The 13,622-nt window shown below is 73.3% G+C and carries 7 protein-coding genes; 2 read left to right on the top strand and 5 right to left on the bottom strand.

Annotated features, from left to right (window positions below):
- The first annotated feature begins 49 nt into the window (after positions 1-49).
- A complete protein-coding gene (locus ACWCXB_RS00985) occupies positions 50-292 on the top strand; it encodes a mycoredoxin (RefSeq protein ID WP_450717602.1) in 243 nt (80 codons plus the stop codon).
- A 24-nt stretch (positions 293-316) separates the two neighbouring features.
- Here ACWCXB_RS00985 and nudC read toward each other — a convergent pair whose 3' ends face one another.
- The 5 genes from nudC to ACWCXB_RS00960 form a co-directional block, all read right to left on the bottom strand.
- Positions 317-1,288: an NAD(+) diphosphatase gene (nudC, locus tag ACWCXB_RS00980; protein ID WP_450717600.1), complete on the bottom strand. Its 972-nt coding sequence runs from the start codon at positions 1,286-1,288 to the stop codon at positions 317-319.
- Between the two features lie 37 nt (positions 1,289-1,325).
- A complete protein-coding gene (locus tag ACWCXB_RS00975; RefSeq protein WP_450717598.1) occupies positions 1,326-2,723 on the bottom strand; it encodes a dipeptidase in 1,398 nt (465 codons plus the stop codon).
- A 10-nt stretch (positions 2,724-2,733) separates the two neighbouring features.
- Positions 2,734-6,474, bottom strand: a complete 3,741-nt coding sequence (locus tag ACWCXB_RS00970) for a UvrD-helicase domain-containing protein (RefSeq protein WP_450717596.1) — start codon at positions 6,472-6,474, stop codon at positions 2,734-2,736.
- 122 nt (positions 6,475-6,596) lie between these two features.
- Positions 6,597-9,977, bottom strand: a complete 3,381-nt coding sequence (locus tag ACWCXB_RS00965) for an ATP-dependent helicase (protein WP_450717595.1) — start codon at positions 9,975-9,977, stop codon at positions 6,597-6,599.
- 209 nt (positions 9,978-10,186) lie between these two features.
- Positions 10,187-10,552, bottom strand: a complete 366-nt coding sequence (locus ACWCXB_RS00960) for an MGMT family protein (protein ID WP_450717593.1) — start codon at positions 10,550-10,552, stop codon at positions 10,187-10,189.
- A 140-nt stretch (positions 10,553-10,692) separates the two neighbouring features.
- Between ACWCXB_RS00960 and ACWCXB_RS00955 the strand changes: the two genes are divergently transcribed.
- Positions 10,693-13,569, top strand: coding sequence for a lysylphosphatidylglycerol synthase domain-containing protein (locus ACWCXB_RS00955; RefSeq protein ID WP_450717591.1), 2,877 nt, complete (start codon positions 10,693-10,695; stop codon positions 13,567-13,569).
- Positions 13,570-13,622: the final 53 nt, after the last annotated feature.

Genomic DNA, 13,622 nt, shown 5'->3' with positions numbered 1-13,622 from the left:
CCCGGACACCCCCGTGGGGCACCCCAGAGCCAGAGGAGCGGAGAAGACGATGCAGGGATCTCTGACGATGTACAGCACGACCTGGTGCGGATACTGCCGTCGGCTGAAGAGCCAGCTCGACCGGGAAGGCATCTCGTACGTCGAGGTCAACATCGAGGAGGACCCGCAGTCCGCGGCCTTCGTCGAGAAGGCCAACGGTGGAAACCAGACGGTTCCCACCGTTCTCTTCGCCGACGGTTCGACCCTGACCAACCCCTCGCTGGCCCAGGTCAAGCAGAAGATCGGCGCCTGAGCGCAGGCGCACGTCAGGCGGACGTCATGCGGCAGAGCCCGGCTTCGGCAGGGGCTTGCCGTACCAGAGCTCGATGAGGCGGGCCGCGATCGAGATCCCGTAGGGAGGCAGCACCTCCCCGGACTCGAATGCGGCCCGCAGGTCTTCCCGTGAGAACCAGCGGGCCTCGTGGATCTCCTCGCCGTCCACGTTGATCTCCGACGAGGTGGCGCGGGCCATGAAGCCCAGCATCAGGCTGTACGGGAAGGGCCAGGGCTGGCTGGCGACGTACTCGACCTCGCCGACCGTGACACCGGCCTCCTCGAACACCTCGCGGATCACGGACTGCTCGATGGACTCGCCGGGCTCCACGAAGCCCGCGAGCGTCGAGAAGCGGCCCTCCGGCCAGTGCACCTGGCGGCCGAGCAGCGCGCGGTCCTCCTCGTCCGTGACCAGCATGATGACGGCGGGGTCGGTGCGCGGATAGTGCTCGGCGCCGCAGGCCGGGCAGCGGCGGATGTGCCCGGCGGCGGCGATGACCGTGCGCTCGCCGCAGCGGGAGCAGAAGCGGTGCATCCGCTGCCAGTTCTCCAGGGCGACCGCGTGGACCATCAGCCCCGCGTCGCGCGGGGACAGCAGGAGTCCGGCCTCACGCAGCCCGGCGGGGCGCGCGGACTGGTCCATGCGCCCGGGCAGGGCGTCCTTCTGCAGCGCGAAGTAGCTGACGCCGTCCTCGTCCGTGCCCAGGAAGTACCGGTGGGTCTCGGTGACGGGAGCCTCGAAGGCCGGGGTCATGACGAGTTCGGTGCCGCCGTCGGGGGTGTCGTCGATGAGCACCTGCCCGCCGGAGACCACGAACACCCGGGTCGTCGGGTGACTCCACGCCGCCGCCAGCCAGGCCTCGTCGAGTCGGTGATGCGCCGCGCGGTCGATGCCGCTCGGCGCGGTGAGGCCGATCGGACGGCCGTCGGCGACGTGATGGGTGACATGGTGGGCGACGTGATTGAAGGTGCTCACAGGTACTTCCAACTCCCCCGGGCGATTCGGTGGTCTGTCAGTGGAGGGCGTCGGCCAGGTCGCCCCACAGATGGGCACTGGCCTCGACACCCTTGAGCAGCAGGTGCAGTTCGACCTTCTCGTTGGGTGCGTGCCACCCGTCGGACGGGACGGAGATACCCAGGAACAGCACTGGGGCACCGAGCACGTCCTGAAGGTCGGCCGCAGGTCCCGAACCGCCCTCGCGGGTGAAGCGGACCTTCTCTCCGTCGAAGGCGCGGCTCATGGACCGGGCGACCGCCTGCAGGGCGGGGTGGTCCAGCGGTGTCAGACAGGGGCGGGTCGCGGCGCCGAAGGTGATCGAGTGACGGATCCCCGCGGGGATCCGGGACGCGACCCAGCCGCGGATCGCCTCCTCGACCCGGTCCGGGTCCTGTCCCGCGACCAGGCGGAAGGAGAGCTTCAGCTGCGCGGACGACGGGATGATCGTCTTTCCGCCGGGGCCCTGGTAGCCGCCGCCGATGCCGTTGACCTCGGCGGTCGGCCGGGCCCAGACGCGCTCCAGGGTGGTGTGGCCGGCTTCGCCGAGGGTCGCGTACGACTTGGCCGTACGAAGCCACTCGGACTCGTCGAAGGGCAGCTCGGCGAGGAGCTCGCGCTCGGCGTCGGTCAGCTCCGCGACGCCGTCGTAGAAGCCGGGGATCGCGACGTGCTCGTCCTCGTCGTGCAGCGCGGCGACGAGGCGGGCGGCGATCGTGGCGGGGTTGGGCACCGCGCCGCCGAAGGAACCGGAGTGGATGTCCTGGTCGGGGCCGTACAGCTCGATCTCGCAGTCGGCGACGCCGCGCATGCCGGTGCAGACGGTGGGGGTGGTCTCGGACCACATGCCGGTGTCGGAGACGATCACGGCGTCCGTGGCGAGGCGGTCCCGGTGCCGCTCCACGAGGGCCCGGAAGTGGGGCGAGCCGGACTCCTCCTCGCCCTCGACGAGGAGCTTGAGGTTGACGGCGGGGGCGGTGCGGCCGGTGGCGGCGAGGTGGGCGCGTACGCCCAGGGTGTGGAAGAAGACCTGGCCCTTGTCGTCGGCTGCGCCCCGTGCGTACATCCGGCCGTCCTTGACGACCGGCTCGAAGGGGTCGGTGTGCCAGCCGTCCTCGCGGGCGGCGGGCTGCACGTCGTGGTGGCCGTAGACCAGGACGGTCGGGGCGTCCGGATCGCCGGCCGGCCACTCGGCGAAGACGGCGGGGGCGCCGTCCGTCTCCCAGATCTCGGCGACCGGGAAGCCGGTCTCCTTGAGCTTCGCCGCGAGCCAGTCGGCGCTGCGCCGTACGTCCGCGTCGTGCTCCGGCTGGGCGGAGACGGACGGGATGCGCAGCCACTCGGCGAGGTCGTCGAGGAAGGCGGCGCGGTGCTGATCTATGTACGTACGGACGGCGCTGTCCGGGGTGTCGCTCATGGCCTTGAGCCTATCCGGCGCTCGGAGTGGACTCGTCGGCCCGGTCGTGCGCCGGGGGCTCCAGGGGCGGGTGCTCGAGCGCCGGGGCCTCGTCGGCCGGGTAGTCACCGGCCGGGTCGTCACCGGCCGGGTCGTCACCGGCGGGGTCGTCACCGGCCGGGTCCTCGAGGAGGATGCGTTCGAGTCCCGTCCGGTCCGGGAGGGCGTCGGGGCGGACGATCTCCCCGGTACGTACGTACACGAAGGCCGCGTTGACGGATTCCGGCGGGATGCCGTGCTGCTCGGCCCAGGCGAGACGGTAGACCGCGAGCTGGAGCGGGTCGGCGTCGCGGGCCCGGCTGGTCTTCCAGTCGACGATCTCGAACACCCCGGTGGCGGCGTCTCGGTACACCGCGTCGATGCGGCCCCGGATGACACGGCCCGCGAGCGTGAGCTGGATCGGCACCTCCACGCGGTACGGCGTGCGGCGCGCGTACGGGGTGCGCTCGAACGCCTCCTTGAGCGCGGCGAGATCGCTCTCGTCGGCGATCTCCGCCTCGTCCGGGTCGTCCGGGTCGCGGCCCGGCAGCTCGTCGGGGCCGAGCATGGGCAGCGGCAGTTCCTCGAACCGCGACTCCACCCAGGCGTGGAACCGCGTGCCCCGGCGGGCCGCCCGCTGGGGCGGACGCGGCATGGGGCGGGCCAGCTCCTCGGCGAACCCGTCGGGGTCGGCGGCGAGCCGCAGCAGCTGGGAGGCGGAGAGGGACGGCGGTACGGGTACGTCACGCACGGCCGCGCGAGCGCGGCGGAGCTCGCCGGTGAGGGCCTCGAGATCACGGTCCCAGGAAGCGATGGTGCGGGCGTCCTCGGGGGCGAGCCGTTCGGCACGGCGCTGGGCGGGGAGGCGGGGGGAGAGGTCCCCCGCCTCTGCCCTGCCCTGGGGCGCGGCAGGACCCCCGCTCCCCGGAACCCGGGGAAGGCCCCCGGGCACCCCGTCGAGCTCGTGAGGCGCGCCGGGCCCGGCATGCGTGTCGGACCAGCCGAGGGCGTCGGGGGCGTCGAGCGAGTGCAGGTCGTCCGGCCACGGCTCCTCGGCCCACAGCTCGTCCTGCCACGGTTCATCGGCACGCGGCTCGTCGGCGTGGGCAGGCTCGGTCTCCCAGGCGTCCTCCTCAAGGGGAGCGAGCTCCTCCGGCCACAGCTCCTCCTGACGGGCCCCCGGTACCTCCGATACCTCCGGTCCGTCCGGCGCGTCCAGCGCGTCCGCACCCTGCGCCGAGAAGGCATCCAGGTGTGCGAGCACCAGGTCCGCGGCCGCACGTCGCCGCGCCGTCGCCGTGGGGTCCAGGGGCAGCGGCCAGGCGTACTCCTCCGCCTTCTCGTGGAGCGCCGGGTTCTCCGCGTCCTCGTCGGGCTCGTCCGCCCATGCCTCGATCTCGCCGAAGCCCGCCGCACAGTGCTCGTACAGCGCCTGCAGGAACGGGGACGGGCCGCGGCGGCGCTTCTGGGTGGGGCCCCACCAGTGGGCCGAGCCGAGGAGGAGCGATCGTGGGCGGGTGAAGGTCACATAGCCCAGGCGGAGTTCCTCCGTGTGCTGATGGCCCTTCATCTCCTCCTTGAAGGTCCTGAGGCCCTTCGCGTCCCAGGACGCGACGTCCGGGAGCGTGCCGGCGTCGCCGCGCAGCGCGTGGGGCAGGACCTTCGCCTGGGCGGTCCAGGACTCGCGGGAGCGGGTGCTCGGGAACTGGTCCTCGACGAGCCCGGGGACGGCGACGACGTCCCATTCCAGCCCCTTGGACTTGTGGGCGGTGAGGACCTTCACCGTGTTCTCACCGCCGGGCAGGGCGTTGTCGAGGCCCTTCTCGTACTGCTCGGCGGTGCGGAGGAACCCCAGGAAGGCGAGCAGAGTCGCCTCGCCGTCCAGGGATGCGAAGGAGGCCGCCGTGTCGAGGAAGTTGGCGAGGGTCTCGCGGCGGCGGGCGGCCAGGGCGTGCGGGGAGGCCGACAGCTCGACCTCGAGGCCGGTGGTGGCGAGGACCCGGTGCAGGACGTCCATGAGCGGGTCGGCGAGCGAGCGGCGCAGGTCGCGCAGCTCCTGGGCGAGGTGGGCGAAGCGGACGCGGGCCTCGGGGGAGAAGGGCAGGCCGTCCTCCGGTTCGCTCGCCTCCAGGAACGTGTCGAGCGCGTCCGCGAGCGAGATCAGCTCGGCAGGGTCGGTGCCCTCGACGGCCGCGGCCAGGCGCTCGTCGGGATCGGTGCCCTCGTCGTCCTCACGGGCGCGGTGGACGAGGAGGCGGGCCCGGCGGCCCAGGAGGGCGAGGTCGCGGGGGCCGATGCGCAAGCGCGGCCCGGTCAGGATCCGTACGAGCGAGGCATTCGCCCCCGGGTCCTGCAGGACGTCGCAGACGGCGACGAGGTCGGCGACCTCCGGCAGCTGCAGGAGTCCGGAGAGGCCGACGACCTCGACGGGGATGTCGCGGGCCACGAGCGCGCCCTGGATCTCGGCGAAGTCACCTGCCGTGCGGCACAGGACGGCGATCTCGCCCGGCTCCTTGCCGGTGCGGACGAGGTGGGCGATCGAGTCGGCGAGCCACTCGATCTCCTCCGCGTGGGTGGGCAGCAGGGCGATCCGTACGGCACCGTCGCGCTCGGCGCCTGGCGCGGGCCGCAGCGCCTCGACGCCTTCGTGCATCGCGCGCAGGGGCTCGGCGAGGCCGTTGGCGAGGTCGAGGAGGCGGCCGCCGCTGCGGCGGTTCTCGCTGAGCGAGAAGCGGGTGGCGGGGCTGCCGTCCGCGTGCGGGAAGTGCTCCGGGAAGTCGTCCAGGTTGGCGACGGACGCGCCCCGCCAGCCGTAGATCGCCTGGCAGGGGTCGCCGACCGCGGTCACGGCATGGCCGGTCCCCCCGCCGAACAGGCCGGAGAGCAGCAGCCGCTGGGCCACGGACGTGTCCTGGTACTCGTCGAGCAGGACCACCCGGAACTCGTCGCGCAGGATGCGGCTCGCCTCGGGGCGGGTGAGCGCGAGCTCGGCGGAGAGGGCGATCTGGTCGCCGAAGTCGAGGAGGTCGCGGGCACGCTTCGCCGCGCGGTAGCGGACGACGAGGTCGAGCAGCTCACGGCGGGCGGCGGCCGCCTCGGGGACCTTGCGCAGGTCGGCGTTGGTGAGCTTGGCGGACTCCAGGTTGTGCAGCAGCCCGGAGTCGTACGCGAGCAGGTCCTCGGGCCGTACGAGATGCTCGGCCAGCTCCGCGTCGAGTGCGAGCAGATCGCTGACCAGGGAGGGAAAGGACTTGGTCAGCGCGGGATACGGCCCCGGGGCCTCGCGCAGCACGCGCGCGGCGAGCTGGAACCGGGTGGCGTCGGCGAGCAGCCGTGACGTCGGCTCCAGGCCGATGCGGAGGCCGTGGTCGGTGAGGAGCTGTCCGGCGAAGGCGTGGTACGTGGAGATGCGGGGCTCACCCGGGGGGTTGTCCGGGTCGATCGCGTCCGGGTCCGTGACTCCTGCCCGGACCAGCGCCGTGCGCACACGCTCGGCCAGCTCGCCGGCCGCCTTGTTGGTGAACGTCAGGCCGAGGACCTGCTCCGGGGCGACCTGACCCGTGCCCACGAGCCACACCACGCGTGCGGCCATCACCGTCGTCTTCCCCGAACCGGCTCCGGCCACGACGACCTGCGGGGCGGGCGGTGCCGTGATGCAGGCCGTCTGCTCCGGGGTGAACGGGATACCGAGGAGCTCCTTGAGCTGCTCGGGGTCGGTGATACGTGCGGACACCTCAGAGAGGCTAACGGGCCCCACTGACAGCGCCGCCCCCCGCTGCTCGCTGCCCCTGGTCACCCCACCCGGCTCCCCGGGCCCACCCCCACCCGCTCCCCCGGCCCGCGCACACCGCCTGATCACTCCACGACGTGACGCCCCTCCGGCTGTGCGCTGCACGACGCCCGGAAGGCGCACTGGCCGCAGTGGGTGCCGGTGGTGGGGGTGAAGCGTTCGTCGAGGACGCGGCCGGCGGCGGTGGCGAGGAGGTCGCCGACCCATTCGCCGGTGAGCGCCTCCTGGGACTGGATCTTCGGCAGGGAGTCGCCGCCCTCCTTCTTGGGGGCGGACTGGCGCAGTTGTACGAGTTCGGCGCCGCCGGGCACGGGGCGGTGGCCGTCGAAGACGTCGTCGACCGCGCCTTCGCGGACGGCGAGCTGGTAGACGGCGAGCTGGGGGTGGTGGGCGACCTCGTCCCTGGTGGGTGCCTGCTTGCCGGTCTTGAAGTCGACGACGTACGCGCGGCCCTGCGCGTCCTGTTCGACACGGTCCATGGAGCCGCGGATGCGTACCTCGTACGCGCCCGCCGGGAGGGTGACGTCGAAGTCGTGCTCGGTGGCGGCGGGGGCGCGGCCGCCGCGGTCCATGACGTGCCAGCGCAGGAAGCGTTCGAGGGCGGTGCGCGCGTGCTCCTTCTCCTGCTGGGACTTCCAGGGGGCGTCGAAGGCGAGCGCGTCCCAGACGGAGTCGAGGCGCTCCATGAGGACGGCGAGATCGGCGGGGGTACGGCCGGAGGCGACCTCGTCGGCCAGGACGTGGACGACGTTGCCGAAGCCCTGGGCGGCGGTCGCGGGGGCGTCCGCCCTGACCTCGCGGCCCAGGAACCACTGCAGCGCACACGTGTTGGCGAGCTTCTCGAGCGAGCTCGGGGAGAGTGCCACGGGCTGGTCGCGGTCGCGGAGGGGCACGCTGCTGTGGGTCACTTCGTGCAGCCCCCACCAGCGGTACGGGTGCGCGGCGGGGACGAGCGGCTGGCCGTCGTCGTCGGTGAGCGCGGCGAGGCGGGCGAGGCGGCGTGCGGCGGCGTCGCGCAGCTCTTCGGAGGCGTCGGGGTCGACAGTGGTGGCGCGGAGCTCGGCGACGAGCGGGGCGACGGCGAGCGGGCGGCGGGGGCGGCCGGTGACGTCGCGTGGTTCGGTGCCGAGTTCGGTGAGGAAGCGGGAGGGCTGGTCGCCGTCGTCGGCCGGTGCCTTGACCGCGGTGACGACGAGGCGGTCGCGGGCGCGGGTGGCGGCGACGTAGAAGAGGCGGCGCTCCTCGGCGAGGAGGGCGCCGGGGGTGAGGGGCTCGGCGAGGCCGTCGCGGCCGATGCGGTCCGCTTCGAGCAGGGAGCCGCGGCGGCGGAGGTCGGGCCAGAGGCCCTCCTGAACGCCGGCGACGACGACGAGGCCCCATTCGAGACCCTTGGAGCGGTGGGCGGTCATCAAACGTACGGCGGCGGGGCGGGCGGCGCGCCGGGTGAGGGTGTCGGCGGCGATGTCCTGGGCCTCCAGCTCCTCCAGGAAGTTGAGCGCGCCACGGCCGCCGGTGCGTTCCTCGGCGCGGGCGGCGGTTTCGAAGAGGGCACAGATGGCGTCGAGGTCGCGGTCGGCGTTTCGGCCGGCGGCGCCGCCGCGGAGGGAGGCGCGCTGGAGGCGCTGCGGCCAGGAGGTTCCGTTCCAGAGCTCCCAGAGGGCCTCTTCGGCGGTGCCGCCGCCGTCGAGGAGCTCGCGCGCCTTGCGCAGGAGCGCGCCGAGCCGCTGGGCGCCGCGGGCGTAGGCGGGGTCGTGGGCGGTGAGCCGCTCGGGCTCGGCGAGCGCGCGGGCGATCAGCGTGTCGGAGGGCAGCGGCACGCGATGGCCGGCGGCGCGCTCTTCGTCGCGGAGGGCGCGGCCGAGGCGGCGGAGGTCGGCGGTGTCCATGCCGCCGAGGGGGGAGGTGAGGAGGGCGATGGCGGTCTCGGGGTCGAGCGGGGTCCCTCCTTCCTCGTGCGTGGCGAGCTCATCGGCCCTCTCGGGCTCATCGGGCCCACCGGTCCCCTGGGCATCGGCCCCCGGCACGGTCCGGGCCGTCACGGGTGTGGCCACGGTTCGGAGGGCCGTGAGGAGGGGGGTGACGGCGGGTTCGTGGCGGAGGGGGAGGTCGTTGCCGTCCGTCTCCACGGGGACGCCGGCGGACGTGAGGGCGCGGCGGGTGGCGGGGAGGCTGCGGTCGCCGGCGCGGACGAGGACGGCCATGTCGTTCCAAGGAACGCCGTCCTCGAGGTGGGCGCGGCGGAGGATGTCCGCGATGTTGTCCAGCTCGGTGGAGGTCGTCGGGTACGTATGGACCTCGACGCGGCCACCCGCACGGACCGCGGTCAGCTCGCGGTGGGCGCGGACCTTGTCCGAAGGCAGCCGGGTCAGGGGCATGCGCTGAGTGAGCAGGCGGGTCGCGGCCAGGAGTGCCGCGCCGGAGCGGCGGGACGTGGAGAGGACGGCGACCGGCGCCGGGCGGCCGTCCGTACGCGGGAACGCCTCCGGGAAGTCGAGGATCCCGTTCACGTCCGCGCCCCGGAAGGCGTAGATCGACTGGTCCGGGTCGCCGAAGGCGACCAGTGTCCGCCCGCCCCCGGCGAGCGCGCGCAGCAGCCGCACCTGCGCCGGGTCGGTGTCCTGGTACTCGTCGACGAAGACGGCGTCGTACGCGGGCAGGGAAGCGGTCCCGGCCAGCAGCACGGCGCGGTGGACCAGCTCCGCGTAGTCGAGCACGCCCTGCATGTCGAGGACGTCCAGGTATTCGGCGAGGAACGCGGCCGCCGCTCCCCAGTCGGGCCGCCCTGCGCGCCGGGCGAAGGCGGCGAGCGCGTCCGGGCCGAGGCCCAGCTCCCGGCTCCGGGCGAGCACGGCCCGTACCTCGTCCGCGAAGCCCCTCGTGGTGAGGCACGCCCGGAGCTCGGCGGGCCAGCGCGCCCCGCCGCGCCCCTCGCGCTCCAGGTCGAGCTGGCCGGCCAGCAGGTCCCGTACCGCCACGTCCTGCTCGGGACCCGACAGCAGCCGCAGCGGCTCGGCGAACAGGTCCGCGTCCTGGTGGGCTCGGACCAGCGCGTAACAGTACGAGTGGAAGGTGGTCGCCTGCGGCGCCCGCGCCCCTCCCAGCCGCAGCGCCATCCGGTCGCGCAGTTCGACCGCCGCCTTGCGGCTGAACGTGAGGACCAGCAGCCGCTCCGGATCCGCACCCCGCGCGATCCGTGCCGCCACCGCCTCGACCAGCGTCGTCGTCTTCCCCGTCCCCGGCCCCGCCAGCACGAGAAGCGGTCCCCGTTCATGGTCAACCACTGCGCGCTGGGACGCGTCCAGGAGAGGGGGATCCACCGGGCCCGGCGTGGTACGCACCAGTCGGTACGCGCCCGGGGTCCTTCCCCTGCGCCCTTGCGGGCGTGGGTGGACCCCCTGCCGTACCCGACGGTGCGGTGTACGCCCGCTGGAAGGGGAGGAACTCACGTGGATCGCCGGTCCTGGTGGGTGTGCTGGTGGTGAAGGGTCCGGGGCCGGTGCGCAAGCGCGGGCCGCATGGGTACGAAGGTGCCGAAGACGGTTCCGACGACGCTACGCCAGGTGGGGCCCGGGTCGCAGGGAGTCCGGTCCGGACCGTTCCGGGTACTCCGTATGTGCCCTGGACGACTCATCGCACCGCCGAATGGCGGAAGCTGTCAGGTGTGAGCTCCTGCGTCCGTCGTATCCACGGCGCCGTCCCAGCGCGCCCGCCGTATGTCCAGGCGGGGCACGTGGCCCTCCGTGCTGCGCGAGGCCTCCCGCAGCGGCGTGCCCTCGGAACGGTAGTGCTCCAGCGCGCTCAGCTCGTGGCCGGGCAGCAGCACCCCGTCCGCGCGCACCACGCGCCACCAGGGCACGGCACCGCCGTACAGCGCCATGACACGGCCGACCTGGCGCGGACCGCCCTCGCCGAGCCACTCCGCGACGTCGCCGTACGTCATGACGCGGCCCTGCGGGATACGTTCGGCAACGTCGAGCACCCGCTCCGCGTACTCCGGCAGTTCCGGCACCTCATCGCTCATCCGGACCATCCTGCACCATGGCACCGACAGCGGGCGGGCACCCTGATGCCCCCGTCTGTCGGTGCGGCATGCCACCATCATCCGGGCGGTGACTGGTGATACGAGATCAAGAAGAGACAGACGCGACGAAGGAGCGGGGCGTGCAGCCTGCGACGGCGGCGAGCACCTCCGGCTCCGAGTCGCGCCCGGAGACGCGTGCGCCGAGCCCCGACGAGGGCGCCGGGCAGGGCCCGGACACGTCCGAAGCGACCGACACGCAGGCCACGCAAAACCCTCAGGGCACGCAGGCCCCGGCCGACTCGCCCGCCACAGCCGACACGCACGCTCCGGCCGGCTCGCCCGCCACGCACGCGCCTGAGTGCAGCGACACCGCCGCCCCCGCCGAACGCGTCTCCGGCGACGAGCCCCTCCTCCCCGCCCGCGTACACCGCCCCTCCGACCTGACGCGCCTGCTCATGGGCGTCCTGGCGATCATCGTCGTCATCGCCATCGCCGCCTTCGCCCACGGCACCACGTCCGGCCTGGAATCGGACATCTCCAAGGGCACGGGCCAGGCTCCCGACCTGCTGGTCAAGCTCGCCGGTCTGGTCTCCAGCATCGCCGTGCTGCTCGTCCCCGTCGCCTTCGCGATCGAGCGGCTGATCAAACGGGACGGACTGCGCATCGCCGACGGCGTCCTCGCCGCCGTGCTCGCCCATGGAGTGACTCTCGCCACCGACCTCTGGGTCGCCGAGGCCGCACCCGGCCAGATCCAGGACGCGCTGACCCAGCCGCAGACGGGCGGTGGACTCACCGACCCGGTCCACGGCTATCTCGCACCCGTCATCGCCTATATGACGGCCGTCGGCATGGCCCGCCGCCCGCGCTGGCGCGTGGCGCTGTGGGGCGTGCTGCTGCTCGACGCCTTCGCGATGCTGGTCGCCGGCTACACCACACCGTTCTCGATCATCCTCACGGTGCTGATCGGATGGACGGTGGCCTACGGCACGCTGTACGCCGTCGGCTCGCCGAACGTACGGCCCACCGGCCAGACCCTGCTGGCGGGTCTGCGCCATGTCGGTTTCCGCCCGGTCACGGCGATGCGCGCCGAGGACGTACCGGACTCTCCCCTTCGCTCCGCCGGGGGGACCCCCACCGACCAGGGCGACCGCGGCCGTCGCTACCTCGTCACGCTGGAGCACGGCCCGCCGCTCGACGTGACGGTCGTCGACCGGGAGCAGCAGGCGCAGGGCTACTTCTACCGGGTGTGGCGCAGGCTGACGCTGCGCGGCATCACGACCCGCCGCTCCATCCAGTCGCTGCGCCAGGCGCTGGAGCAGGAGGCACTGCTCGCGTACGCGGCGATCGCGGCCGGGGCCAACGCGCCCAAGCTGATCGCCACGTCCGAGCTCGGCCCGGACGCCGTGATGCTGGTGTACGAGCACCTCGGCGGCCGCTCGCTGGACTCCCTGTCGGACGAGGAGATCACCGACGACGTCGTACACGGCGCGTTCCGGCAGGTCAGGGCGCTGCAGTCGCGGCGTATCGCGCACCGCAGGCTCACGGGCGACGCGATTCTGGTGGATCGTTCCGGCAAGGTGGTGCTGACCGATCTGCGCGGCGGTGAGATCGCGGCCGGCGATGTGGTGCTGCGCATGGACATCGCCCAGCTGCTGGCCACGGTGGGCCTGCGGGTGGGCGCCGAGCGCGCGGTGGCCGCGGCGGTCGAGGTGCTCGGCCCGGACGCGGTCGCGGACTGTCTGCCGCTGCTCCAGCCGATCGCGCTCAGCCGCTCCACGCGCGCGACGCTGCGGCGGCTCGCCCGGGAGCGGTCGCAGCGCGAGCGCGAGGCGGTGCTGGCCGCGGCGGAGTCGGCCAAGCAGGCCCGGGTCCAGGCATCCGTCGGGGACAGCGGCGGCGATATGGGCGGCAAGCGGGACAAGGGCGACAGAAAGGCGGTCCGTAAGTCGCTGCGCGCCGAGAAGCAGGCCGAGAAGCGCGCCATGGACGAGGCGCTGGACGAGGCCCGCGAGGAGGATCTGCTGGCCCAGATCCGCCGGCAGGTGCTGTTGATCCGGCCGCAGGCGCCGGTCGAGCCGGCCAGGCTCGAGCGGATCAAGCCGCGCACGCTGGTCAGTCTGATCGCCGGGGCGATCGCGGCGTACTTCCTGCTGTCCCAGCTGACCAGGACCGACCTCACCGTGGTCGCCGAGGCGCACTGGGGCTGGGTGGCGGCCGCGGTCCTCTTCGCGGCGCTGAGCTACATCGCGGCCGCGATGAGCCTGCTGGGCTTCGTACCGGAGCGGGTGTCGTTCCTGCGGACGGTGGTGGCGCAGGTCGCGGCCTCGTTCGTGAAGATCGTCGCACCGGCGGCGGTCGGCGGTGTCGCGCTCAACACCCGCTTCCTCCAGCGCTCCGGCGTACGCCCCGGGCTCGCCGTGGCGAGTGTCGGCGCCTCGCAGCTCTTCGGGCTCGGCGCGCACATCCTGCTGCTGCTCTCCTTCGGCTATCTGACGGGTACGGAGAAGACGTCGTCGCTCACCCCGTCCAGGACGGTCATCGCGGGTCTGCTGACCGTCGCCGTGCTGGTGCTGGTGGTGACCGCGATCCCGTTCCTGCGGAAGTTCGTGTCGACACGGCTGAGGTCGCTGTTCGCCGGGGTGGTGCCGCGCATGCTGGACGTCCTGCAGCGGCCGGTGAAGCTGGCCACGGGCATCGGCGGGATGCTGCTGCTGAGCGGTACGTTCGTGATGTGCCTGGACGCGTCGATCCGGGCGTTCGACAACGGCAATCAGCAGCTCAGCTACGCCAGCATCGCCGTGGTCTTCCTGGCGGGCAGCGCCCTGGGGTCCGCGGCGCCGACACCGGGCGGCATCGGTGCGGTCGAGGGCGCACTGACGATCGGCCTGATCGCGGTGGGTCTGCCTGCGGAGGTCGCGGCTCCCGCCGTGCTGCTGTACCGGCTGCTGACGCTGTGGCTGCCGGTGCTGCCGGGGTGGCTGGCCTTCAACCAGCTCACACGCAAGGGCTCGCTCTAGTCGGCCGCTGCACGGCGGCTGTACGGCGGCTCGCTGCACGGCGCCTGCACGAC

Source organism: Streptomyces sp. NPDC001514 (genome assembly GCF_053597075.1).
Note: the sequence above shows the minus strand (reverse complement) of the source record. Positions and strands in the feature narration are given on the sequence as shown.